Below are 23,226 nucleotides of genomic sequence, written 5' to 3'. Positions count from 1 at the left end.
AAAGTGAAAAAGAAACAAATCCAGGGCATCAGTTTTTTTGAAAGGTATTTGACGGTGTGGGTCGCGGCCTGCATGATCATAGGTATTCTGATTGGCGTCTATTTGCCTCAGGTTCCAGCCTGGCTGAGCAAGTTTGAGTACGCCAGCGTGTCCATTCCCGTCGCGATCCTGATTTGGCTCATGATTTACCCAATGATGCTCAAGGTTGACTTCCACAGCATCAAAAAAGTAGGCGAAAACCCTAAAGGCCTCATTATCACCTGGGTCACCAACTGGCTGATCAAACCCTTCACCATGTTTGGCATAGCCTCGCTATTCTTTTATGTGTTTTACAAAGGCATGATATCAAACGAACTTGCCAAGGAGTATTTGGCTGGAGCTGTTCTTCTTGGCGCGGCGCCATGTACCGCTATGGTCTTTGTATGGAGCCATCTGACAAAGGGGAATCCTGCCTATACGCTTGTACAGGTTGCAACGAACGACCTCATCATCCTCGTTGCTTTTGTGCCGATTGTCGCCTTCCTGCTTGGGATCAGTAACGTCGCAGTACCTTGGGACACACTTTTTCTTTCGGTCGTCCTCTTCGTTGTCATTCCACTGGGCGCTGGTTGGTTTTCCAGGGTAGTCATTTCAAAAAACAAAGGGCTTGAGTATTTTGAAAAAGTCTATATTCCAAAATTCAGCAATGTCACGGTCGCTGGATTATTGCTGACCTTGGTCATTATCTTCTCCTTCCAGGGACAAATCATTGTCGATAATCCAATCAATATTGTCCTGATTGCAGTCCCTTTGATCCTACAAACCTTCTTAATATTTTTCATAGCTTATTTCTGGGCGAAGTTTTGGAAACTGCCTCACAATGTCGCGGCGCCTGCTGGTATGATTGGCGCATCAAACTTCTTTGAGCTTGCGGTTGCGGTAGCGATCTCTCTCTTCGGTCTCCAATCCGGCGCGACTATAGTTACAGTAGTCGGTGTGCTCGTAGAGGTACCGGTTATGTTGACACTCGTCAAAATTGCCAACAATACTAGAAGCTGGTTTGTTCCAGAGAAAAAATCAGCGTAGTGCCTTGTGAATTATAAAACTATAACCTATTTTTGTGTTTATATGGCACTAATTCGAGGAGGAAAAAAATGAGCAGGAAACCAAAAGTCGCCTTTATTTGTGTCCACAATTCATGCAGAAGTCAGATGGCAGAAGCATTGGGCAAGCATTTTGCCGCTGATGTCTTTGATAGCTATTCGGCAGGCACTGAAATGAGACCTCAGATTAATCAGGATGCCGTAAGACTGATCAAAGAGATTTATTCAATTGACATGGAGGAAACTCAGAGTCCAAAACTCCTGACAGATATTCCGGATGTCGATATAGTGATCAAGATGGGGTGCAACGTGATCTGTCCGTTTCTTCCGAGCCAGCACGAAGAGGACTGGGGACTGGATGATCCATCGGGCAAAAGCGATGATGAATTCAAGATCATTATTCAGAAGATCGAGGAAAACGTTAAAACACTGTCTGAAAAAATCAAAAATGGCGACATCGCGCTTCAATAATCGTGTCGCTTGTCATTGAACTCAAAACGAAAAAGCGGCATCAAGCAGATGAGACAATGCGCATCTGTTTGGTGCCGCTTTTTCTCTATTTCATGCATTATACTTTTTACTCTTTATTCTTTACTCTTCAGAAACCTCCACCGCATGAACAATGGTTCTGCCGTTGTTGACGCCATAGCTGCAAGTCACTAGAGTTAGAAGCCTTTGGCCGGTTTCCAGTATCAGGTCTTGACGATGCAGGGAAAGGTCTTCAAGGCCATTTAGGTAAGTCAGGTATTCGGTATCGTTTTCAAAATGGAGTGTGAAGACGTAATCATCGGCTGAAATTTCATAAACGGAAAAGATTTTGTAAGTTCTCGTCTCAAACAGTCCGGATAGCTGAATATGCTGGTTTTGAGAAAAGAAGTCTAAATCCTGATAATAGGTTAAATTTTGAAACATGGATTTGTTTTTCATATTATGACCATAGATCAGCGTGTGGGGATCATTGAAATTGCCAAGGTTTCTATAGTCCATGAACAAGGTGCCCGCCTCGCTGTAGTTCCCGTTGAAATCGCGTTTGAGATAGTCCTGGTTGTCCTTGCTGCGTACGAATGGATAATCAATGTTGGTACCAGGGATTTGAAGCCAGCCCATGAAATCCGGATTAATATCAAGCCACTTTTTATTGATATTTTCTTTGTAAACATAAGAGGATTCAGAGCTGGATGAGCCCTCGGCGGAACCGGTTGGGTCGGTCTCGCTTGAAGCCGGTGGCGGAAGTGCCGCTGATGCTTCTTGCACCAGTTGATCAGCTCTATGCTCTGACAAGCGCTCATAGTTGTTTTGAGCCTGAGCCCGCTCCCAAGCGACGTAGGCTGTACCTGCCAGAAGGAGCATAGCTGCTGCTATAATCCCGTTTAGTAATTTCTTCTTATTAGAGGAAGTCATCTGGATCACCTCAAAATTAAAATATCACAAAACGAGATAAAAATCAAGTAAATGAGAATTATTTTCAAAATGAAGTTGACAAACAACACGATATGTGATATTTTATAGACATCAAAGGCACACCAAAAAATAAATATCACACACACTTATAAAATAGGAGGCATTTCAAATGAAAAAACTAATGAGTTTACTAATGAGTTTAGTACTATTGATCGGCATAGGCTTACCGGCATTCTCAGCGGATCAGGACATTGTAGAAATTGCAGTGGGCAATGAAGACTTCAGCATTCTGGTAGCGGCACTTCAAAAGGCTGAGCTCGTAGGAGCGCTTCAAGGCGAAGGCCCATTCACAGTCTTTGCGCCAACCAACGCAGCTTTTGAAAAACTGCTCGCTTCGCTCGGCATTACAGCAGAGGACCTTTTGAATCACCCACAATTAAAAGAAGTTCTCCTTTACCACGTGGTTTCAGGTCAAGTCCTCAGCACGGATCTATCAAACGGTATGACAGCCCCAACCCTGAGCGGCGAAAACATTAAAGTTGATCTTTCAAGCGGCGTCAAAATCAACAGCTCCAGTGTTACAACAGCTGACGTCATGGCAACCAACGGTGTCATCCACATTATCGATTCAGTCCTGGTGCCATCCACTTTCAAACTGAATCCTGAGCCAGCAGTCCCTGCAACCGTAGTTGATGTAGCGCTTTCCAACAGCGATTTCAGCATCCTGGTCGCAGCCCTTCAAAAAGCGGATCTCGTGAGTGCCCTTCAAGGTGAAGGCCCATTCACCGTCTTTGCGCCAACGAACGCAGCCTTTGAAAAGCTCCTCGCAGCCCTCAACATCAGCGCATCAGATCTGCTCAACCAGCCGGATCTTGCGAAAGTCCTTCTCTACCACGTGGTTTCTGGTAAAGTCATGAGCACAGATCTTTCCAACGGACTTGAAGCAGCAACTCTGAACGGTGAAAAAGTAAAATTCGACCTCAGCAGCGGCGTCAAAGTCAACCAAAGCGGTGTTACCGCAGCGGACATTGAAGCTGGAAACGGCGTCATCCACGTGATCGACACGGTACTTGTCCCTCAAAACTTCACTTATCAGGCTGTAGAAGACCACAATGACATTCCTAAGACCGGCAGCGCAGGTTTGACCCCATTTGTCATCGCAGGTATAATGACATTAGCCGGTGCAGGCATGATGAGAAAAAGAATGAAATAGCAAAGAGGTTGATGACATGACTGATTTTGGTACCCGACTCAAACTTGCCAGAAAGAATAAAAAAATGACGCAGAAAGATCTAGCCGGGCTTCTGGGTGTTGAACAGTCAACCATCTCCAATTATGAAAAGAATTTTAGGTTTCCTGTGGCATCAGCGCTTAAAGATATTGCGGATCAGTTGGATGTCAGTTTAGATTATCTCCTTGGAAGATCAGATGAGGAATCGTCAAGTGTATCCCCAGAGGCTTCGACAGAAGTCTCTGGTTCCTTTTTTATGGATCGTGACCATCGGCCACCCGCATCTTTAAATGAGGCTGATCGGGCGTTAAGGGCATTACAAGAGACATTCTTTGAGTGCCTTAAACAGGGCAACTGGCATGAGGCAGCGGAATTGATTTTAAATTACCGTGGCGATGTCACTATGCTGGACTACTATGAAAAGGTGTTTGCGCCAACCCTTGAAGCGACGGGCGCGCTATGGGCTTCCGGAGATATGAGTGTCGCTGAAGAGCATATGATTTCATCTGTGATTGATAAGCTGATGACGCGGCTTGAAGTTGATAAGACGGAGGGTCTTTTAGAAGCCAAACCTTTTACTGCCGTCCTGATGCTGCCCGGCGCAGAAGAGCACGAGTTTCCGCTGAAGATGACGGACGAGGTGTTTAAGCATCATGGATGGAAGACTTTCTACCTTGGCAGGAGCATTCCTGTTTCAAGTTTGGAGGATTTCTTTAAGAAAAAGAAGGTTTCGCTTCTTGTTCTGTCAGTGACCTTGAGCCGCCATCTCAACAGCTGTGAAGCCTTGATCAGAGCGATCAAAGCCTTAGATCCTGTTTTGCGGCCTCAGATTATGGTCGGTGGCAGTGCGGTAGAAAGTGAAGCGGTGGCGCTGAATCAATTAGGGGCGGATTTTTATCTCCCCTCTCTGCAGGCACTGGATCAAGGTTTGGACGAGATTGAAAAGAGGATGCTGTAAAAAAATGGGCGGAAGTCGGTGTCAGACACCTTCTTCCGCCCAAATTTATTATTCGAGACAGCTGCCATCCTGAAGACCTGTACCGAGGCCATTTCTCACGCCTGTGGCACGGAAGCCGCCAATGTTCTTATTGAGTCCGCCTGGGCCATTTGAAGCGCCATTTCCAAAGGCATTGCCGCTGTCAAGACCATTGCCGCGACCGGTTTCAGAATCGGCGTTGCCGCCTTTGAAGCCATTGCCATTTCTGGCTTGAGCGCCAGCCAAGCCGGAGGCTGCGCCAACTGCTGCGCCGCTGGATACTCTTTCATCCGCACGTTCAAAGGCTTTGAGATGGTTCTCGCTGCCTTTCATCAGCGCAGTGAAAACGGCTTTGACGTCGGCAGGAAGGTCTGGGTCTGCCAGGAATTTTTCATACATCGCTATATTGGCAACTTCAGCCTCGACCCCTATGCTGTAGATTTCAGCCAGGGTATCTGGAATAACCAAATGCTCAGAAGCTGTATTCGCAGGCACCGCTATATCATATTTTTCGAAGAGAGGCAGCAGCGCGCTGATATGTTGGGTTTCGGCTTTCATGATATTGGAGAAGGGTCTGGTCACATCAAATTCTGCCATGATCTTTTCGTATTCAGCTTTGGCGAGATACTCGTCTTCAATGGCGTAGTTCAGCATGTCTTCCAGCGTGTAGTCCTGATCTGCGGCGGCGCCCACATGACCAAAGTCAGTGGTGCCGGCGAAAGCGGAAAGTGGCGAGAAAATCATAGAGAGGGAAAGGACTGCAGGGATTACTTTTTTCATCTTGTTAGTTGTCATTTTAATAACCTCCAATGTTAGTGCTTGAGCTTGTGCCCTTTTAGTTTTGACTCGCGTGTTTCTCTGTGTCTCTGTTGCTCTGTTTCTTGAGAACATCATACTGCCAAAATGTAAAGGAAATTTGAGGTTATTCTACATAGTTTGAAGAAAAGCAAATTACCGTTATAATGAAGATAGCGAATGAATGTTGACAACAAACGCATCTCGGCAACTCCAAATTCGACCCCAAAAGGAGCATGATGATGGCGAGCAAGCTCTCAATGACTTTTATTAAAAATCCAAACGCAAGAATCAAAGGCAGCAACAAAACAAACCCAGACTTTATTGGCACAGAAGTCACTGCCAAGGTCCGCGACTTTCATAAAAGCTTCCCTCAGTATGAGCCAACACCTCTTCAAAACCTGGAAGCCCTTGCAAAAGCCTACGGCGTCAAGGCCATCTGGGTTAAGGACGAATCCTATCGCTTTGGGCTCAATGCCTTTAAAGTACTGGGCGGTGCCTACGCTATAGGAAAATATCTCGCGGAGCGCCTTGATACGCCCCTTGAAGACCTGTCCTTTGAAAAGTTGAAATCCAAAGAAATGAAAGAAAAAATGGGGGAGATCACCTTTGTCACAGCCACAGACGGCAACCACGGCCGCGGCATTGCCTGGGCTGCCAGAGAGCTGGGGCAGAAGTCGGTAGTCTACATGCCGAAGGGCTCTTCCCAAATCCGCCTCGACAACATAAGAAACGAAGGCGCGGAGGCCTCCATCACAGACCTCAATTACGACGACGCCGTCCGACTGGCAAACCGCTATGCCGAGGACCATAATGGCGTCCTCGTCCAGGACAGCTCCTGGGAAGGCTATATGGACATTCCGACCTGGATCATGCAAGGCTACGCGACTCTGGTGGACGAGGCGGTGGAGCAGATCAAGGCCCTGGGACACGAACAGCCAACTCACGTTTTCCTTCAGGCGGGCGTCGGCTCCTTCGCCGGCAGCATTCTGGGCTATCTGGTCTCAGCCTTTGGCGACAACTATCCCGTCACCGTGGTGGTCGAGCCCGACGAGGCGGCCTGTCTGTTTAAATCCATGACGATCGCGGACGGCGAGCCCCATGCGGTCACGGGGGACATGCCTACCATCATGGCCGGCCTGGCCTGCGGCGAACCTAGCCTGGTCGCCTGGGGTGTTCTCAGAGATTATGCCGATGGTTACCTGTCCTGCCCCGACGCCATTGCGGCCAAAGGGATGAGAATCCTTGGAAACCCGCTGAAGAATGATCCTCAGGTCATTTCCGGGGAATCCGGCGCAGTAGGCATGGGTGTCCTGAGTCTTCTGATTCAGGATCCGGCATACAAAGACCTGGCCAAACAACTGAAGCTGGATGAAAGCTCGAAAATCCTGATCATCAGCACAGAAGGGGACACAGATCCAGAGAATTACAGAAGCATTGTTTGGGATGGCGCCTATCCCACATTTTGATCTGCTTCACGTCAGATTTTGAGATTTGGACAGCCCAGCCGCACTGTTTTTTATGACCTAACCTAATATCGGGGGTACGCCAGTGGAAAAACCATCGAATTTGACCTTCACTATAAAACCGTTCCTCTCAGAGTTGGAAACAGAGAAAGTTAAGGCACTTGAAGCACACTGCGTCAATGTCGACCAAATAGCTTTAAAGCTTGAACTGGATTACAAGCTGAGCGTGGCTAAAAGTCTAAACTTTCAAGGAGAAGAGATGAATGAGTTCCTCTGTTATGACAAAAGCCGCTTGGTTGGCTATGCAGGCGCGTTGAGCTTTGCCGGTTCAGAGCCTGAAGTCAGCGGCATGGTGGATCCGGCGTACCGAAGGCAGGGTATTTTTGATGCGCTCACCTGGTTCGTCATTCAGGAGCTTTCCAAACGTCAGGTGTCTTCTATGCTGCTTTTGACGGATCGCGCCTCAAACGCCGGTCAAGCTTTTGTTAAAAAACAGGAGACCGTTCTGGATCATACCGAATATGAAATGTTCCTCAAACTGCCGTGGGAGATCAGCCTGACGGACGACATGAAAAAGGGCATCCGGCTGCAAAAAGCGACCAATCAGGACGCGGATGAAGTGGCAAGGCAAAACGCGATTTATTTCGTGCAGGAGGGGCAGGCGTCAGACGGACAGACGGGGACGAACCCTGCATCCTCGGAAACCTCTGAAGCCGCTTCGGAGAGACGCATCCTGCCCGAAGAGGAAGAAGAGCGGGGCATGACGATCTATTTGGCGGAGGTTGGGGATCAAACGACCATCGGCAAAATTCATTTGGATTTTAGGATTGGGCAGGGCGGGATTTTTGGACTGGGGATCCTGCCGGAGCATCGAAACAAAGGTTACGGACGGGCGCTTCTGCTTTCCGGGATCGAGATCCTGCTGGAGGAAGGCGCGGAGGAGGTCTATCTGCAGGTGAACGCGGTTAACGAAAACGCGCTGAAGCTTTATCTGTCCTGCGGCTTTGAGGTGACGTCGACCATGGACTATTACAGGCTTAAGCTGTAATTCCGGTGTAACGCATTGGGGGAGTGTTCAGTGGACAAGCAGGTTCTCGATTGGCTTTTGGAAGAGAAGGATCCGTCCGTCAGACTTATGACGCTGACGACTTGGCTCGGGCTGGCGCCGGATGCGGCAGAGGTCGTCGAGGCACGGGCTGCGGTAATGGCCTCGGGGCCGGTTCATGAGCTGTTGGCGCAGCAGAATGAGGACGGCTCATGGGGTGAGATCAATCGATTTTACAGAGACAAATACCGGGGCTCAGTCTGGTCGCTGCTGCTCATAGCCGAGCTTGGCGCGGATCCGGGGGACCCACGGGTGAGGCGCGCGTGCGAGTTCGTGCTCAATGTGTCACAAGAGCCTGAAGAGGGCGGCTTTTCCTATGACAGCAGCGCCAAAACCGGCCACGGCCTCTATAGCGGGGTCGTTCCCTGCCTGACGGGCAACATGGTGTACGCGCTGATCAAACTGGGCTATCTTGAGGATCCCCGAGTTCAGCACGCCATAGACTGGATCTGCCGCTATCAGAGGACGGATGACGCTGAGGGCGCTCCGCCGAGGGGAAAACCCTATGACCGCTACGACATGTGCTGGGGAAGCCATTCGTGCCATATGGGGGTGGCCAAGACGTTCAAGGCGCTGGCGGCGATTCCCGAGAATCGTCGAAATGAGGCGGTTGACCGGCAGCTTGTCGCTATGGAAGCGTATTTCCTGAAGCATCATCTCTACAAAAAGAGTCATGACCTGGGGCAGATCGCCCGTCCTGGCTGGCTGAGGCCCGGATTTCCGCTGATGTATCAGACGGACGTGTTTGAATTGTTGGGCCTTTTCGCGGAGCTGCGGTGCTATGATCCGCGACTTGACGACGGGATCCGGATCCTCAAAGATAAACAGATGGCCGATGGTCTCTGGAAACTGGAAAACTCTTTCAATGGGAAGATGCGAGTGACCATAGAAAAGAAGGGTAAGCCGTCAAAATGGCTGACAATGAGGGCTTATAGGATTTTGAGGGCGTTTGGGAATCATGCAGATGCAGAAAAATGAAGTGAGACTTGGGTAAAAAAGAGAGAGAGGATTCGGGGGGCTCCATTTAGCCGCACCGTTCCTCTCTCTTTTTTGTGGCTCTGTCTTACTTTTTCTTGCCTTTTCTTACTTTTTCTTGCTTTTTATAATTGAAGGGGCGATTCTATTTCAATAAAATTGTTGATTTTTATGTTCGGATTCAGGCTCTTGAGGACAAAACACTTTTCATGTGCTTTTTCTAAGATCGCGTTTGCCTCGGTTGAATTAAGATTCCCTACAAATTTCACGAAAATGTTGATTTCATCAAATAGCTTTGGTGGCGTTTCTGCTTTGACCCCTGTGACTCTGATTTCGAAGTCAGCCAGCTCAATCCCCATTGCTTTTGCCGATGGCAGTATAAACAAACCTGTGCAGCTGCCAAGACTCATCAGCAGCAGATCCGGCGGTGAAATCATTTCAATTTCATTTTTATCCGGGCTGATTGGAATGAGCTGGCCATTTATAGTTTCACCTGTGAAATTTTGTTTACCGCTCCATTTAATATTGACATTCATCTGAAAACTCCTTTTAAGATTCCTATTTTATGTTTGGCGTCTTAACATTGAGTACGCTGAAAGCTTCGCCCTGATCTGCCCAAAGTGCCATCATTGTCTCCGCAGGACAAAGGACAATATCCGTCGCTTTGACGACCGCTTTTTCATCACCGATCTGAATTGTTCCGGTGCCTGACACTACATAGAAGAAAACTTCCACTGGGACTTTGTGGGCGGAAACTTCGTCGCCGGGATTCAAGTTAAGATTCATGACGCGGGTATGTTCGTGGCTGATCAGTTGCTTTGCGACAACGCCTCTAGGATTTTTCTTGCCTTCAATTTCATTCATTCTGATAATGTGCATGGGGTATTCCTCCTTGTTTTTTTGGGTTTATACTTTTTGGATGGCGTGCGTAATGAAGGCTTTCAATTCTTTCTGAGTGCCTTCAGAGTCATTTAAAGCTCTTTTGCCTGCGACGTTCAGAACGGTACCTCTAATGGTGCTGAAAATGATTTCCGCGGTGAGTCCCGGATCTAGCTGGCGGACTTCATTTTGCGCCATGGCTTCAATTAACAGGGTCTTGAAGAAGTCCGGAATCTGCTTCAGGAAGCTTTGAATGCCTGGCAAGTGTGAGAGCTCAGGATTACTGCTTTCCTGAATCAAAACAAGTGCCAGTGTTTCATTTTTGGAGAGCTCATAGAAGTGAAAATCCAGAAAATGATTTAATTTATCTAGATAAGAGCTATGGGTTGACAGGAGTATTTTTAAAAAAGCATCACGCTTATCAAACTCTGTCTGAAAGATATAATCCAGAATGCCCTCTTTGTTTTTAAAGTTGGTATAGATGGTGCCAACCGCAATTTCGGCTTTTTCTGAGATCATGCGAGTCGTAGTGTTGGCGTAGCCTTTTTCAGCCAACAGTTCGATAGCGGAGTCAGCGATCAGATCTTTCTTCATTTGGACAGTCCTTTCAATCGATATGAATGAGCGCTCATTCATATTCTAATCAATCATTATGATTTTTTCAAGGTTATTTAATGAACTAAAGTATTAAATAAACTGATGTAATTGACATATGTCGATAAATGGGTATAATTGAATTCAAAGAAACATATGTCATAAACTATTTTGAAAGGAGAAGATGAAAATGCCAGGAAGAGATGGTACAGGGCCAATGGGCGCAGGCCCAATGACAGGACGAGGTTTTGGAGGCTGCTTTGCCGGTGCTGGCAAAGGCATGGGCTTTGGAAGAGGCAAGGGTTTTGGTTTCGCCAGAGGCATGGGCCGTGGGATAGGCTGCAGAAGAGGCTTAGGGAGATATTTTGTGGATTATGGGACAGATGAGCCGCCGTTCGCAGCTTCAGAGAAAGAAATTTTAGCTGAACAAAAGAAAATTCTAGAAGCACAACTTGACGCCATCAACAAAAAAATGCAAGAATAATAAAAGCAAACGCATTGGAATATGCTGTTTTAGATCATGAAAACCGGGGTGAAAAAATGCCAAGACCAATGAAATGGAGAAAAGTCTGCAGTATGCCAGAGAACACAAGCTTTGGCCCAATGGACTCTGATCAGCGGGAAGATGTCGTCATTATGACTGTAGATGAATATGAGACGATTCGTTTAATTGATCTGGTTGGTTTCACTCAGGAGGAATGCGCTAAGCATATGAATGTCGCAAGGACAACCGTTCAGGGGATCTATACCAGCGCGAGACATAAGCTGGCGCAGTCTCTGGTCAATGGTGTCATATTGAGGATTGAAGGCGGCGAATACAGACTTTGTGATAAAGATGAAGTACAGTGCGGCCCGGGCTGCCACAAGCGCCGCCACAGGCAGGGCGGGACAGTGAATATTAATAAATGACAAATAAAAAAAGACGGCTCCGATTGAATTCGGGTCGTCTTTTTTGTCGATCTGATGTGCTGAATTGCTAAATGGCACTAATTTTATTTGCTGATTGGACCGCCGGATTTGGTATTGTGGAAGCCTTTTGTGTTGGCGTGTTGTCCATGGGTTTTCCCAGGATGTTGATGGCTGCTGTGCTGCTCTTTCTTTTTCTTTTCCTCGAGGAATTGCTTCATCTTTTCAAGGTCTTTTTCTGACATAGTAACAACTCCTTTCCGCTAGAAAGTCGGGGTTAATGACAACTTCCTGTGGATTAATCATACGCCTGAAATACGCCTGTGACAATAGGACTTTTGAAATGTTACAGAAATATTACCGTCCCCCCTAAAGTGAAGTTAGTGTCAGTCCCCAAGTTGAAAACCGTCCGCGTCCCCAACTTGCGCGAAGGCTAACAGGCGTGCACAAATAAATATGATGTTGTGAATCAGAGATTGCTCTCTGATCCACGACATCATATTTATTTGAATAGGGCGCGGCCCGTGACCGAAGCGCAGCGCAGCGGAGCGAGGTACACGTCTGTCCGCGACTGTAGCTTCATAGCAGCAGCGCTGTCGCGCCGTCGGTTTCCAGCTCGCGGTTACAGTAACGGCAATATTTTGGTGCTATTTCGCTCCAAACAGCGTCGTTGTCCATGGCCGCTGCCGGATAATCCCTTGTAATCAGACCGTCCTTCATCTCAATGATGCGGTCGGACTTGGCGGCAATGTGGTCGTTATGTGTGACGACGACAAAGGCCGACTTCAAATTGGCATTGATATTGCGCATCAGATCGTAAACCTGCTCTGTGGTCTCAGAGTCGAGATTGCCAGTGGGTTCGTCTGCCAGGATCAGCTGGGGCTGATTAATCAGGGCCCGTGCAATGGCGACCCGTTGCTGCTGGCCGCCGGATAGCGCCGTGGCCTTGTTGTTGATGCGGTCTTTGAGGCCAACCAGTTCCAATAGCTCTTTCGCCCGTGACGCCATTTTCATACTGCCATTTCTGGACTGGATCCAGGTCGGCATGAGGACGTTTTCGAGGGCAGTAAATTCCGGCAGCAAATGATGGAACTGAAAGATGAACCCTAAATTGCGGTTTCTGAAAACGGCCAGCTGCGCATCGCTCATCTTGGTGATGTCTTCACCCAGGAGGCGCAGCGTCCCGCTGGTTGGCCGGTCCAGTGTGCCCAGAATGTTGAGCAGAGTCGTTTTTCCCGAACCGGAGTAGCCAATTATACTTGAAAACTCACCGGAATTTATAGTCAGGTTAACCCCTTTAAGGGCGTGGGTTTTAACCACCGTGCCATAGACCATTGTCAATTCGCTGGCTTCGAGAAGTGGAGATGCCATAGGAATCGCTCCTTTACTGTACAGAGTAGAACGCGGTTATTATATTAACCCCTGATAACGTCTATAGGGTTCAAACTGGCCGAACGTCTCGCAGGAAACAGCGCAGACACAATACTGGCCACGGTGGCAATGGCGATGATCACGCCTGCCGCAGCCGGGTCAAACTCCAGGGGAAACAACGCTTCCCCGGTTTGAATGGATGTGCCCCAAAGGAAGGCCTGTGTCAGGGCATAACCCATGCCGCTGCCTATGACGGAACCGATCAGACCCAGTATGCCGCCCTGGAACAAAAAGATTCTGCTGGCGCTGGCGCTTGAGGTTCCCATGGCTTTGAGGATGCCAATCTGCTTTGATTTTTGTACAACTGATACCGCCAGAACGCTGGCTATGCCAAGGGTAATCGCTAAAAGAACAAAGGCCTGAATCGTCAGCGACGAGCTGCTTTGGCTGGTGAGGGCAGACAACAGGCTGGCGTTCTGAACCTTCCAGTTCTCTGACTTAATGCCTATAAATTGCTTCTCATAACCCTCAGCAAGCAGGTCTGCCGCGAAAACATCCTCCACCTGGACCTCGACGCGGCTGATGTCATCCCCTAAGCCCAGAAGTCTCTGAGCTCGGGACAACGACATAAACAGCCAGGTCTCATTGAGGCTGTTGTTACCAAGATCAAAGATTCCGGCCACCGTCAGACTTTGGCGTTGACCACCGGGGAGTTCCAGGGTAAAGGTATCGCCTGCCTCAAGCAGCGCTTCTGCGGCTAACGACGTCCCTATAAGCACTTGATCCCCTTCGACGACAAAAGTCCCTGCACTCAGCTTACTTTTTAAATCGTAGATGTCGTTTGCACGCTCGGGCTCAATGCCGCGAACGAGAATAGGCCAACGCTCCCCACTCTTCAAAACAAAACCGCTGCCTTCAGCGACGGGAGAAACCGCTGTCGTCTCAGGCGCCTGGTCCAAGGTTGTCAGAAGGGGCTGCCAATTGTCCAGTGTCTTTTCCTGTCTGGAAAAATTTCCTGCGCTGGCAGCGACAAAGCCGTTCGTCGAACCCAGACCGCTGGCCTCAGCAGTCTCAGCTGCTGAAAACGTCATGTGGGGGCTCGAGCCTACGGTGCCATTGACCAGGTCCTTTTGAAGACCGCTAATCAGGGTGCCCAGAAAGATCTGTACGGCAACCCCAATGGCTATGCCCAGCAGAATAAAAGTCGTCTGTCCGCGCCCGTCTTTGAGAAAGCGAAGGGCAATTTTCAGCTCGAAGATCATGGCGTCTCACCCGACTTGTCATCCGAAGCGGTGGCGCTCTTGCCGCCACCATCGGCTAAAATTACTTCGTCGCCTGGTGCCAGCTCAGAAGCCGGATCCAGCACAGCTTCACCGACACTCAAACCTTCAAGTACAAGATAATCCGAAAGTCCAACCGCCTCGAGATTCACCGGTTTGCTGACAACGCGTCCATCCTGCTCGACGAGCACCTCTGAAGCCTCGGCATTCCACAAAGCTTGGGCAGGAAGTATAATGGCGGCTGGCAAAGTACGAATGACAATTTCCGTCTGGATGGACAGATTCTCAATCAGAAAATCAGCAGTCGAGGCCAGCTTGATCTGAACCTTAACGGTTCCAGTAGCGTCCTCCACTTTTGGCAGGATCTTTGAGACGGAGGCCTCAACAGCCTTGGACGGATAACTTTCAGGCCACACCAGGACCCGCTGGCCAATCTCGATCAATCCCACTTTTCGCTCCTCAAGCTCAATCTCGGCATAGTAGCTGGAAGGGTCAATCAACGTCACAAGTGTCGTACCCGCCTGGACATATTCGCCAGGCTCGCGAAGACGCTCGAGGACTGTTCCGGAAAACGGGGCAGCGACAGCATATTTTAGACGCTGATTTTTAGCGGTCTCCAAGGCTTCAAGGGCTTGACTGACACCGGCCGCGGCTTCCGAAACTGAAGCGCCTCCGGAGGCGTAAGCGTTGGCAGAGGCTTTTGCTGAGGCAATCTTTGACATTTGAAGGGTAATTTGGTGTTCCAGATCATCCACAGCAGTTTTTGCCATGGCACCGCTCTCAAATAGAACCTTGGTATCTTCGAGCTGCTTATTCAGCTGTTCCAGCACCGCCTCAAGCTGTCTGACAGTCTCCTGGGCGGTAGGGAGGGATACCTCCGTGACGGCGCGGTAGCGCGCCCTTGCCGCGCTTAAAGCTGCCTGACGCTCCTGGACGCTGCGTTCGACATCACTGCCATCCAGTGTAAAAAGCGTCTGCCCCTCTGCAACGGCATCACCGACATTCAGCGAAAAATTGCTCAAAGTACCGGACACTTCTGACTTAATTTCAATTTTTTGGGCAGCCAGAATCTTTCCTGACGCCGTCACCGTTTGCGTAAAAGGCTGCTCCTGTACCACCCAGTAATCCATCAGTGGCTCACTTCGACCATTCCATAATACAAATGCGGATGCGGCGACAACTATTACAACGCCTGATAGAATCCATTTCTTCATCTTCAACTGGAACACCCCTTGATTTTCTATGGTTTATGAGAATAAATATAATAAAATCAAAATTGAAATGATAACAACAATAATATTATACCCAAAAATTGTGTTAAGAATACAGCAGAATCTGTCCGAAAAGATATTTTTTATTTTGCCGATAGTCACCATTCGTCACCGCTTTCCATGAGATTCTGATGGTTATGTATACCCTTAAATTTCTAAATGTTGACAATAAATTATCAACGCCACAGAATCTGTGACGCCTCCAAATAGTTGGGTAGAAATGAATAACATGACTTTGCTTTAAACAAACTGTCAACTCAAATCAATCCACAAGGGGTGAACATCATGACACAGCGCTCCAGCGGCATATTGTTACCCATCGCCTCTCTGCCGGGTCCTTATGGCATAGGTGACTTCGGAAAATCCGCCTACAATTTCGTCGACTTTCTTGAAGCGGCGGGTCAAAGGAACTGGCAGATTCTGCCCCTCGGCGTTACAAGCTACGGGGATTCTCCCTACCAGTGCCTGTCGGCCTTTGCCGGAAACCCCTATTTTATAGATCTAAAAACCTTTATTGAGCTGGGGTATCTCTCGAAATTCGAGATTTCCAAAGCCGGTCTTAAAAAAGAGTCAAAGCCCATTGACTACGGACATCTGTTCAAGGCTAAAATGGAGCTGCTTAGAAAGGCTTATAAAAGAGCCGGGATTACCATGGAGGAGACGCTGACAGACTATTTGAAGGCGCAAGGAGAGTGGCTCCGACACTTCGCGCTCTATATGGCCATCAAGGATTTTCAGTTCGACAGAGCCTGGTCAGACTGGGACCGGGAATACAGAAACATTGATTCGCCTGAAGTCCTCGCGTTTGAAGCGGCCCACCAGGAGGACATCAGGTTTTGGGTGTTCACTCAATACTTCTTTGAGATGCAGTGGCAGCGACTGAAGCATTATGCCAATCAAAGGGGCGTCCGCATTATTGGTGACCTCCCCATTTATGTCGCTGAGGACAGTGCGGATGTTTGGGCCAAACCAGACTATTTTAAGCTGGGAACGGACCATAAACCTCTAACCGTGGCCGGCGTCCCGCCGGATGCCTTTTCGGAGACCGGACAGCTTTGGGGAAATCCTATCTACAATTGGAAGCAAATGAAGCAGGAGGGCTACCAGTGGTGGATCGAGCGCATCCGTCATAGCTTCACCAGGTTCGACGCGCTCAGAATAGATCATTTCAGAGGTTTTGAAGCCTATTGGGAGGTCGAGTATGGCGCGGAAACTGCCGCTTCGGGCAAATGGGTGAAAGGACCGGGTCTGAGTCTGTTCAAGGCGATTCACAAAGCTCTGGGGCCACTGGACATAATAGCCGAGGACCTTGGCTATCTCACCCCTGAGGTCAAGCAATTGATTGAAGCAACGGGGTATCCCGGCATGAAGGTCCTGCAGTTTGCCTTTGATCCGGAGGTCGAAAGCTTTTATCTGCCGCACCACATCACCCCAAATACCGTCGTCTACACGGGGACTCACGACAACGAGACCATTTCCGGATGGCTGGATAAGATCCCTAAGAAGGAATTTTTGAATGCGGTCAATTATCTGAAGCTGAATTATGATGAAGGTCTGAACTGGGGCATGATCCGGGGCGCTTGGAGCTCTGCGGCGAACCTTGCAATAGCGCCAATACAGGACTTTTTGGATCTAGATAATTCTGCGAGGATAAATGTGCCCTCGACCATCGGCAACAACTGGACCTGGCGCCTGGAGGAATCCGCGCTGACGCCGGCCCTGGCCGAAAGAATTCGCCGGCTGACACGGCTTTATGGGAGGGATCGGTAGGTTATGGACAATTTGAGAGAGCGGTCTTCTGCCTGGGCATTAACCACCTTTGGCAAGGCGTTTGAGTCGTGTCAACCAAAAGAACAATACGTCGCGCTGTCGAAGGCGCTGATGGAAGATCTCGTGCCTCGGTGGCAGGCTTCAAAGAAGGCATTCGAGGGTTCAAAGCATGCCAGCTATCTGTCTGCGGAGTATCTGATGGGGCGGGCCCTTGGCAACAATCTGATCAATTTGAGACAGCGTGGGGAAGTGGCCGCGCAGCTGGATGCCTTGGGAATTGATCTGAATGCCGTCGAGCGGGCAGAGCCTGACGCGGGGCTTGGCAATGGCGGTCTGGGACGTCTCGCCGCATGCTTTCTCGATTCGGCGGCGACCCACGGCTATCCGCTGAACGGCTATGGCATCCGCTATGAGTTTGGCATTTTCAAGCAGCGGTTTGTGGAGGGCTTTCAGGTCGAAGAGGCGGACAACTGGCTGGAATACGGCGATCCCTGGTCCATTCGCCGCGCAGACGAAGCTGTCACAGTGCGTTTTGCCGATGGTGACGTTAAAGCCATCCCCTACGACACGCCCATAGTGGGTTATGGCGGGGAGACGATCAATACCTTGCGTCTATGGAAGGCGGAGGCGCTGGAGCCCTTTGACTTTGAACAGTTCAATCTGCAGAATTACGACCGCGCAGTAAAGGAGAAGAATCGCGCAGAAACCATCACCAAAGTCCTTTATCCCAACGATTCCAACGACAAAGGCAAACTGCTCAGGCTCAGGCAGCAATATTTCTTTGTGTCGGCGTCACTTCAGGATTTAATGTTGAAGCATAAGACCGTATATGGGGATTTTGAACGGTTTGCAGAGCTGAACGCCCTTCAGCTGAACGACACCCACCCGGCGGTGGCAATTCCTGAGATGATGCGGCTGCTGACGTCGGTGGAGGGGGTGTCGTGGAAAAAGGCTTGGAGGATTGTCACCAAGACGTTTGCCTATACCAACCACACCATTTTGGCGGAGGCACTCGAGACCTGGGATATCAAGCTTTACAAGAAGTTGCTGCCGGCGGTTTACAGGATAATCCTGAAGATCAACGAGCAGCTACTCGGAGAGCTGAAAGGGCTAGGGGTACCGCTGGAGGACATGTCGAAGTATGAGATTATCCATGACAGACGGATTCGAATGGCGTTTTTGTCGATTTACGGTTCGTTTTCTGTTAACGGCGTAGCCCAGCTTCACACAGGACTCTTGATCCACAGCGAGCTGAAGGATTGGTATAAGCTGTATCCAGAGAGGTTTAACAACAAGACCAACGGGATTACCCAGCGGCGGTGGCTGCTGAAGGCGAATCCGGAGCTTTCGGAGTTTATCACTGAGTTACTCGGGTCTGACCGCTGGGTCACGCATCTGGACGAACTGAGGAAGCTGGCGGACTTTGCGGATGATCCGGCAGTGCTGGAGAGGTTTTTAGCGATCAAGCAGCTGAAGAAAAATCAGTTGGCGGCCTATATTCTGGAGCATGAGGGTGTTGAGATCGATCCTCACTCCATTTATGACGTCCAGATCAAGCGGCTGCATGAGTACAAGCGACAGCTTCTGAATGCGTTTCAAATTCTGGATTTGTACTACAGGCTTAAAAAGGATAAGTCTTTGAAGATTGTGCCGAGGACCTTCATCTTTGGCGCCAAGGCAGCCCCGGGCTATTTGAGGGCTAAAGGCATCATCAAGTTTATCCAGGAGGTCAAGGCCCTTGTCAATGGGGATCCGGAGATGGCGGGCAAGCTCAAGGTTGTCTTTGTCGAGAATTACGATGTCTCCTATGGTGAGATGCTCTTCCCGGCGGCGGATGTGTCTGAGCAGACCTCAACGGCAGGGAAGGAAGCGTCCGGAACCGGCAATATGAAATTCATGCTGAACGGCGCGCCGACCCTGGGCACTTATGATGGCGCGAACATTGAAATTGTCGAGGAGGCAGGGGAAGAAAACAACTTCATCTTTGGCCTAAGAGTTGAGGAAATCGAGCGAATTAAGGCTGCGTATAAGCCTGTGGGAGAATTCAGGAAGACCAAGGGCTTGAAGAAGGTGGTGGATTCCCTTGTGGACGGCACTTTCAATGATGGCGGCACCGGCATTTTCAAGGAACTTCATGACGCGCTGCTGGTGGGCGCGGATTGGCATTCGCCGGATGCCTTTATGATTTTAAAAGACTTCGCGAGTTACAGAGAGGCGCAGCAGAAGATCAACGAGGCCTACCTGGACCGTATGGCCTGGGCGAGAAAGTGCTGGATGAATATTGCCGGTGCCGGCAAGTTTTCGTCAGATCGGACGATACGAGACTATGTGATAGACATTTGGAAAGTCAAAAGTAATCTGTAAGAAAAGGAGGCACTGTTCATGAGCGAGCTCGCTCGCTTAAGAACAGTGCTGCCTTTGTTTAGAGATGGAAGAACGTGTCTGACACCATTTTCCGCTTCTTTACATTGTTTAACCTACTAAAGGATGGGTAATATCCTTATGGCATTCGAGATTATCTCAGATGCACAACATGTTTACATGGAGGAATGCGTCGTGCCCGCAGTTTCTGAAAATGAATCCTTACAACGCAGCAAGATTTCAGAAAGCATCAAATGGACTGGCACACTTATGTTGATTGGCGGATTGTTATCATTATTTGCGGCCGTCATAAGCTTATTTAACTCGCGTATTTACCTCGAAGTTGTCGATTCAGGAACCATCACGCCATTCCTTCGCTTTGGTTCCATGGTACAGGATCTCATCACTGTGACGGCCGCGCTCGTGTTGACGGTATTGTCGGTTAAATTATTAAGACATCGTCAGGACTCGCTGAATGTTAAGGCTCTGATGATTATGACAGGACTCGCATCTTATTTGTTTTACGGTTATGGTCTGTACACCATACAGGGTCAATATACGTCACTATATTTGGTGTATCTAGCCATTTTTTCATCCATGCTGTATGGCGTCATTGCCGGTGTTATAACTTTAGTACAGCATTCAAATGCAGTTATTCCAATTTCAACGCCTCTCAGGCGGGTCATAATGGGATTTTTGCTGTTCATCCTGGTGGTCTTGATACCTGTGTGGCTATTCAGAATGCAGGACGACCTGTTCAGCAGAACACCGGGCGAAGTATACGGCGTCTTTGTATTCGACTTGGGCATAGTTTTTCCGGCGTTTGCTTTCGTGATTTGGCAGCTGGTCAGAAATACCAAGCTTGGGATCCTGCTGGCGGGGGTGGCGCTGATCAAGACGCTGACGCTGTGCCTATCGGTTGCGATTGGAGAACTTTTGAAACCACTTTATGGATTTGGCCAAGACGTGGGGATGGTTATCATCTTCTCGCTGCTGACAGCCATAAGCGGCGGTTTGAGTGTGGCGCTCTTCAGCCGGCTTAAAGTGCAGGGGCAAATAAAAAAATAACTTTTTTGTCGATCAAGAGGTGATCCCATGAAATCCGCTTACCTAAAATATGTTCTCGCTCTGCTCCTATTCGGCTCAAATGGGATCGTCGCCAGCCGCATTGCCCTCACAAGCTATGAAATTGTCCTCTTGAGGACATCGATAGGCAGTGCACTTCTAATATTAATTTTTATTTTCTCGAAACAAAAAATCAATTTTCTTCAATACAAAAAGCAATTCGCTTTTATTGCGGTGTCCGGCATAGCCATGGGGGCAAGCTGGATGTTTCTCTATGAAGCATACCAGCTCATTGGCGTCAGCCTTGCGTCATTAGCCTACTACTGCGGCCCAGTCATTGTCATGGTCCTTTCTCCGCTTCTGTTCCACGAAAAACTGACTTGGCCTAAAATAACAGGATTTTTGGTGGTTCTGTGCGGTGTTGTACTCGTCAATGGCGGGGCGATTCAGGATGGTAAAAACATATTGGGTCTCTTTTATGGGGGCATGTCCGCTGTCACGCTTGCCGTCCTGGTCATTTTCAATAAACTGGCTAAACCCATCACTGGCCTTGAGAATTCTGTGGTTCAATTGTTCATCAGTTTTTTGACGGCCGCGGTTTATGTGGGACTCAGGCAGGGCTTAACGATTCAGGTCTCAGGTGAAGACTGGATCCCGATACTGCTTCTTGGCGTGCTGAACACAGGTGTGGGCTGTTACTTATACTTTTCCTCCATTGGTCACCTGCCAGTTCAGACCGTGGCGCTCTCGGGCTATTTGGAGCCACTGTCGGCCGTCGTCTTTTCGGTTTTATTTTTGGGTGAAACCATGCTGCCCGGTCAGATCGCGGGCGCTGCATGTATACTTGGAGGCGCGGTTCTGGGGGAGCGGCCATCAGTTAGGAAACCGGGTGTCTGACACCCAGTTTCGCCTACCAACAAGAAAAAAGGATGAAACGGCCCAAAAACCGTTTCATCCTTTTTTTACCTTTTTTTTCACTTGGCGGTCTCACTTCACTTAACAAACCGCCGAGCTTCATCAAACTGTGTCGCAATGACCACGGTACCGCTGCGGTTGATAAATCCAACTTGATCTTTCGATAGGATTCGGGCGAGGCCGTTTGAGAAGCCTTCCTGATCGACATAATTGAATTTAGGCTGGACCACCATGGTGCCGGATTTGTCAATGATGCCGTACTTCCCGCCGGATAGGACGAAGGCGAGACCATCGGAAAAAGGATAGGCGTCTTGATAGCTTTGGCTGAAAACACGGGTACCCGCGGTGTTGATATAGTGGAAGGCGAAACCGCCGCTGACAGCCGACTCCACAACTGCCAGCCCTTCGGAGAAATTGTCTGCCCAAAAATAATTCGCGGCCAGTGCCACTCCGCCGCTGGTGTTGAGGAACCCTATGGAGGTGCCTGAGTTGAAGCGAATCATACCATCAGCACCGTTGCCAGAGACGAGATATTTTGGTGTGATTATCTTGGTACCTTCTCGGTTGATATAGCCAATCAGGCCGTTCTCCTGGATTGCGGCGATGCCGTTTTTGAAGCTGTTGGCGGCCGTAAAAGACGGCTGAATGATCATAGTCCCGGTTTTGTCGATATAGCCAATCTTACCGGCAACGACAACGCGGGCCAAGCCCTCTGAGAACTGGTCAGCAAACTCATAGGCAGGTTCAATGACCCAATTGGCGTTTTTGTCGATGAAGCCATATTTGCCGCTGTATTTTGCGGGGGCCAGACCATCGGCAAAGCGCCCTGCGTCTTCATAATTGAATGGAATCATTATAGTGCCAGCCTTGTCAATGAAGCCGAATTTTCCATTCAGAGCCACCGCGGCGAGATTTTCGGAAAAATCCTGGGCCTGACTGTAGAGGAAGCGGATCCCAAGCTTCCCATCCGAGGTCATATAGCCCCAGCGGTCGCCAATTCGGACGGCGGCCATAGGCGTATTCGCCCGGGCTGCGGCCAAGGTTGCTGCAAAGGAAGGTGCCACCGTGACGTCGAGCTGATCCCCAAGCCTGTAAGGATGCCCCTTGGTGGGTGTTTCAAGAGTATTCATCATCAGCCTGAACAGGTCGCCCCTGAGGATGTCTTGCTCCTGGGTTAAGGTCAACCCTTTGAAGAGTCCCAATTCTCGGGCTGTGTCGAAGGCAGTCTCCCAAATAAAGTCTTCCGGAGTCGTATAGCCAAGGGCCTTCAGCATGAAGACACTGGCCTCCTGAACTGTGTGGCGCTGTTCGTAGCCAAACCTGCTGCCGCCTATGCCTGAGGTCCACTCTCGGTACTGTGCGTAAGCCACATAAGGCTCGCCCCAGTGGTTCCTGGCATCCAGAAACGTGGAAGGCGCCTGCCACGCAGCGGCTTGATTGAATTCGCCCAGCATTCTGGCCAGGACAACCATCATTTCCGTCCGGGTCAGATAGTCATTTTCCGCCAGGTCACCACCGGCTTTGCCTTCAATCAGCCCCATGGCCCGCAGCTCCTGACCGGCTGTTGGACCCGCGGCGTAGCTCCCAGAGATCATGCCGATGGTCGTAATCAGCACAACCACAAACAACAACATTCTGGATGTATTCAAACATGGAGTTGCGCGAGGTTTAAAGCAAAACATTCTTTCAATCATAACTAAAACCTCCTTGTAGGGAAATGGCTGGATGTTGAGGATATAGTGTCTTTTTACCCACTTTGGCAATAAAACCTCAATTGAGAAGT

23 protein-coding genes are annotated in these 23,226 nt (G+C 49.3%); 13 read left to right on the top strand and 10 right to left on the bottom strand.

Annotation, left to right across the window (positions count from 1 at the left end; translation table 11 throughout):
* Positions 1-3 precede the first annotated feature (3 nt).
* Both arsB and AC4PHM_RS08705 read left to right on the top strand, forming a co-directional pair.
* Entirely contained in the window at positions 4-1,065 is a 1,062-nt protein-coding gene (gene arsB, locus AC4PHM_RS08710; protein WP_492017429.1) for an ACR3 family arsenite efflux transporter, read from the top strand.
* 68 nt (positions 1,066-1,133) lie between these two features.
* Positions 1,134-1,553 carry an arsenate reductase ArsC gene (locus AC4PHM_RS08705; protein WP_492017428.1) on the top strand — a complete coding sequence of 140 codons (420 nt, stop codon included), beginning with the start codon at positions 1,134-1,136 and terminating at the stop codon, positions 1,551-1,553.
* A 120-nt stretch (positions 1,554-1,673) separates the two neighbouring features.
* Here AC4PHM_RS08705 and srtB read toward each other — a convergent pair whose 3' ends face one another.
* Positions 1,674-2,483 carry a class B sortase gene (gene srtB, locus AC4PHM_RS08700; RefSeq protein ID WP_492017427.1) on the bottom strand — a complete coding sequence of 270 codons (810 nt, stop codon included), beginning with the start codon at positions 2,481-2,483 and terminating at the stop codon, positions 1,674-1,676.
* Positions 2,484-2,652: 169 nt separating this feature from the next.
* Between srtB and AC4PHM_RS08695 the strand changes: the two genes are divergently transcribed.
* Positions 2,653-3,696 (top strand): fasciclin domain-containing protein, encoded by a 1,044-nt coding sequence (locus tag AC4PHM_RS08695; protein ID WP_492017426.1) that lies wholly within the window; start codon positions 2,653-2,655, stop codon positions 3,694-3,696.
* 16 nt (positions 3,697-3,712) lie between these two features.
* Positions 3,713-4,672 carry a helix-turn-helix domain-containing protein gene (locus tag AC4PHM_RS08690; protein WP_492017425.1) on the top strand — a complete coding sequence of 320 codons (960 nt, stop codon included), beginning with the start codon at positions 3,713-3,715 and terminating at the stop codon, positions 4,670-4,672.
* Positions 4,673-4,720: 48 nt separating this feature from the next.
* Here AC4PHM_RS08690 and AC4PHM_RS08685 read toward each other — a convergent pair whose 3' ends face one another.
* Positions 4,721-5,485 carry a DUF2202 domain-containing protein gene (locus AC4PHM_RS08685; protein ID WP_492017424.1) on the bottom strand — a complete coding sequence of 255 codons (765 nt, stop codon included), beginning with the start codon at positions 5,483-5,485 and terminating at the stop codon, positions 4,721-4,723.
* Between the two features lie 260 nt (positions 5,486-5,745).
* Here AC4PHM_RS08685 and dpaL point away from each other — a divergent pair, with 260 nt between their 5' ends.
* The 3 genes from dpaL (at position 5,746) to AC4PHM_RS08670 (ending at position 9,034) form a co-directional block, all read left to right on the top strand.
* Positions 5,746-6,954: a diaminopropionate ammonia-lyase gene (gene dpaL, locus AC4PHM_RS08680; RefSeq protein WP_492020490.1), complete on the top strand. Its 1,209-nt coding sequence runs from the start codon at positions 5,746-5,748 to the stop codon at positions 6,952-6,954.
* A gap of 82 nt (positions 6,955-7,036) precedes the next feature.
* A complete protein-coding gene (locus AC4PHM_RS08675) occupies positions 7,037-7,999 on the top strand; it encodes a GNAT family N-acetyltransferase (protein ID WP_492017423.1) in 963 nt (320 codons plus the stop codon).
* A 30-nt stretch (positions 8,000-8,029) separates the two neighbouring features.
* Positions 8,030-9,034 carry a prenyltransferase/squalene oxidase repeat-containing protein gene (locus AC4PHM_RS08670; protein ID WP_492017422.1) on the top strand — a complete coding sequence of 335 codons (1,005 nt, stop codon included), beginning with the start codon at positions 8,030-8,032 and terminating at the stop codon, positions 9,032-9,034.
* A 122-nt stretch (positions 9,035-9,156) separates the two neighbouring features.
* Here AC4PHM_RS08670 and AC4PHM_RS08665 read toward each other — a convergent pair whose 3' ends face one another.
* From AC4PHM_RS08665 to AC4PHM_RS08655, 3 genes are read right to left on the bottom strand one after another with little or no spacing between them, the layout of a single operon-like run.
* Entirely contained in the window at positions 9,157-9,567 is a 411-nt protein-coding gene (locus AC4PHM_RS08665) for an OsmC family protein (RefSeq protein ID WP_291405308.1), read from the bottom strand.
* Between the two features lie 22 nt (positions 9,568-9,589).
* Complete coding sequence (locus AC4PHM_RS08660) at positions 9,590-9,910, bottom strand: cupin domain-containing protein (RefSeq protein WP_291405310.1); 321 nt, start codon at positions 9,908-9,910, stop codon at positions 9,590-9,592.
* A gap of 27 nt (positions 9,911-9,937) precedes the next feature.
* Entirely contained in the window at positions 9,938-10,504 is a 567-nt protein-coding gene (locus tag AC4PHM_RS08655) for a TetR/AcrR family transcriptional regulator (protein ID WP_291405312.1), read from the bottom strand.
* A gap of 190 nt (positions 10,505-10,694) precedes the next feature.
* On the opposite strand from AC4PHM_RS08655, the gene AC4PHM_RS08650 reads away from it, so the two are divergent.
* Complete coding sequence (locus tag AC4PHM_RS08650) at positions 10,695-10,988, top strand: DUF5320 domain-containing protein (RefSeq protein ID WP_492017421.1); 294 nt, start codon at positions 10,695-10,697, stop codon at positions 10,986-10,988.
* Between the two features lie 56 nt (positions 10,989-11,044).
* Positions 11,045-11,413, top strand: coding sequence for a DUF134 domain-containing protein (locus AC4PHM_RS08645; RefSeq protein ID WP_492017420.1), 369 nt, complete (start codon positions 11,045-11,047; stop codon positions 11,411-11,413).
* Positions 11,414-11,496: 83 nt separating this feature from the next.
* Here AC4PHM_RS08645 and AC4PHM_RS08640 read toward each other — a convergent pair whose 3' ends face one another.
* From AC4PHM_RS08640 to AC4PHM_RS08625, 4 genes are all read right to left on the bottom strand, one after another.
* Positions 11,497-11,655 (bottom strand): hypothetical protein, encoded by a 159-nt coding sequence (locus AC4PHM_RS08640; RefSeq protein ID WP_492017419.1) that lies wholly within the window; start codon positions 11,653-11,655, stop codon positions 11,497-11,499.
* A 334-nt stretch (positions 11,656-11,989) separates the two neighbouring features.
* Positions 11,990-12,781 (bottom strand): ABC transporter ATP-binding protein, encoded by a 792-nt coding sequence (locus AC4PHM_RS08635; RefSeq protein ID WP_492017418.1) that lies wholly within the window; start codon positions 12,779-12,781, stop codon positions 11,990-11,992.
* A 44-nt stretch (positions 12,782-12,825) separates the two neighbouring features.
* The gene (locus AC4PHM_RS08630; RefSeq protein WP_492017417.1) at positions 12,826-14,043 is read right to left on the bottom strand and encodes an ABC transporter permease; all 1,218 of its coding nucleotides are present in this window, start codon (positions 14,041-14,043) and stop codon (positions 12,826-12,828) included.
* Complete coding sequence (locus AC4PHM_RS08625) at positions 14,040-15,275, bottom strand: efflux RND transporter periplasmic adaptor subunit (RefSeq protein WP_492020489.1); 1,236 nt, start codon at positions 15,273-15,275, stop codon at positions 14,040-14,042. Before AC4PHM_RS08625 ends, AC4PHM_RS08630 begins: the two co-directional genes overlap by 4 nt.
* A 342-nt stretch (positions 15,276-15,617) precedes the next feature.
* On the opposite strand from AC4PHM_RS08625, the gene malQ reads away from it, so the two are divergent.
* From malQ to AC4PHM_RS08605, 4 genes are all read left to right on the top strand, one after another.
* Positions 15,618-17,102 carry a 4-alpha-glucanotransferase gene (gene malQ / locus AC4PHM_RS08620; RefSeq protein ID WP_492017416.1) on the top strand — a complete coding sequence of 495 codons (1,485 nt, stop codon included), beginning with the start codon at positions 15,618-15,620 and terminating at the stop codon, positions 17,100-17,102.
* 3 nt (positions 17,103-17,105) lie between these two features.
* Positions 17,106-19,466 (top strand): glycogen/starch/alpha-glucan phosphorylase, encoded by a 2,361-nt coding sequence (locus AC4PHM_RS08615; RefSeq protein ID WP_492017415.1) that lies wholly within the window; start codon positions 17,106-17,108, stop codon positions 19,464-19,466.
* Positions 19,467-19,604: 138 nt separating this feature from the next.
* Positions 19,605-20,531 carry a hypothetical protein gene (locus tag AC4PHM_RS08610; RefSeq protein WP_492017414.1) on the top strand — a complete coding sequence of 309 codons (927 nt, stop codon included), beginning with the start codon at positions 19,605-19,607 and terminating at the stop codon, positions 20,529-20,531.
* A gap of 27 nt (positions 20,532-20,558) precedes the next feature.
* A complete protein-coding gene (locus tag AC4PHM_RS08605; protein ID WP_492017413.1) occupies positions 20,559-21,425 on the top strand; it encodes a DMT family transporter in 867 nt (288 codons plus the stop codon).
* A gap of 95 nt (positions 21,426-21,520) precedes the next feature.
* On the opposite strand, the gene AC4PHM_RS08600 is transcribed toward AC4PHM_RS08605, so the two are convergent.
* Complete coding sequence (locus AC4PHM_RS08600; RefSeq protein WP_492017412.1) at positions 21,521-23,137, bottom strand: WG repeat-containing protein; 1,617 nt, start codon at positions 23,135-23,137, stop codon at positions 21,521-21,523.
* Positions 23,138-23,226: the final 89 nt, after the last annotated feature.

It is taken from the genome of Acidaminobacter sp. QWL-03, assembly GCF_058683855.1.
This window is presented reverse-complemented; position numbering and strand designations above follow the sequence as displayed.

What these genes read in the sequence shown, in the direction of transcription:
- AC4PHM_RS08645 (WP_492017420.1), top strand. Translation starts at nt 11,045, where the DNA reads ATGCCAAGACCAATGAAATGGAGAAAAGTCTGCAGTATGCCAGAGAAC.
- AC4PHM_RS08650 (WP_492017421.1), top strand. Translation starts at nt 10,695, where the DNA reads ATGCCAGGAAGAGATGGTACAGGGCCAATGGGCGCAGGCCCAATGACA.
- malQ (WP_492017416.1), top strand. Translation starts at nt 15,618, where the DNA reads ATGACACAGCGCTCCAGCGGCATATTGTTACCCATCGCCTCTCTGCCG.
- AC4PHM_RS08665 (WP_291405308.1), bottom strand. Translation starts at nt 9,567, where the DNA reads ATGAATGTCAATATTAAATGGAGCGGTAAACAAAATTTCACAGGTGAA.
- AC4PHM_RS08610 (WP_492017414.1), top strand. Translation starts at nt 19,605, where the DNA reads ATGGCATTCGAGATTATCTCAGATGCACAACATGTTTACATGGAGGAA.
- dpaL (WP_492020490.1), top strand. Translation starts at nt 5,746, where the DNA reads ATGACTTTTATTAAAAATCCAAACGCAAGAATCAAAGGCAGCAACAAA.
- AC4PHM_RS08605 (WP_492017413.1), top strand. Translation starts at nt 20,559, where the DNA reads ATGAAATCCGCTTACCTAAAATATGTTCTCGCTCTGCTCCTATTCGGC.
- AC4PHM_RS08615 (WP_492017415.1), top strand. Translation starts at nt 17,106, where the DNA reads ATGGACAATTTGAGAGAGCGGTCTTCTGCCTGGGCATTAACCACCTTT.
- AC4PHM_RS08625 (WP_492020489.1), bottom strand. Translation starts at nt 15,275, where the DNA reads ATGAAGAAATGGATTCTATCAGGCGTTGTAATAGTTGTCGCCGCATCC.
- AC4PHM_RS08655 (WP_291405312.1), bottom strand. Translation starts at nt 10,504, where the DNA reads ATGAAGAAAGATCTGATCGCTGACTCCGCTATCGAACTGTTGGCTGAA.
- AC4PHM_RS08640 (WP_492017419.1), bottom strand. Translation starts at nt 11,655, where the DNA reads ATGTCAGAAAAAGACCTTGAAAAGATGAAGCAATTCCTCGAGGAAAAG.
- AC4PHM_RS08695 (WP_492017426.1), top strand. Translation starts at nt 2,653, where the DNA reads ATGAAAAAACTAATGAGTTTACTAATGAGTTTAGTACTATTGATCGGC.
- AC4PHM_RS08630 (WP_492017417.1), bottom strand. Translation starts at nt 14,043, where the DNA reads ATGATCTTCGAGCTGAAAATTGCCCTTCGCTTTCTCAAAGACGGGCGC.
- AC4PHM_RS08705 (WP_492017428.1), top strand. Translation starts at nt 1,134, where the DNA reads ATGAGCAGGAAACCAAAAGTCGCCTTTATTTGTGTCCACAATTCATGC.
- AC4PHM_RS08685 (WP_492017424.1), bottom strand. Translation starts at nt 5,485, where the DNA reads ATGACAACTAACAAGATGAAAAAAGTAATCCCTGCAGTCCTTTCCCTC.
- AC4PHM_RS08635 (WP_492017418.1), bottom strand. Translation starts at nt 12,781, where the DNA reads ATGGCATCTCCACTTCTCGAAGCCAGCGAATTGACAATGGTCTATGGC.
- AC4PHM_RS08690 (WP_492017425.1), top strand. Translation starts at nt 3,713, where the DNA reads ATGACTGATTTTGGTACCCGACTCAAACTTGCCAGAAAGAATAAAAAA.
- srtB (WP_492017427.1), bottom strand. Translation starts at nt 2,483, where the DNA reads ATGACTTCCTCTAATAAGAAGAAATTACTAAACGGGATTATAGCAGCA.
- AC4PHM_RS08660 (WP_291405310.1), bottom strand. Translation starts at nt 9,910, where the DNA reads ATGCACATTATCAGAATGAATGAAATTGAAGGCAAGAAAAATCCTAGA.
- AC4PHM_RS08600 (WP_492017412.1), bottom strand. Translation starts at nt 23,137, where the DNA reads ATGATTGAAAGAATGTTTTGCTTTAAACCTCGCGCAACTCCATGTTTG.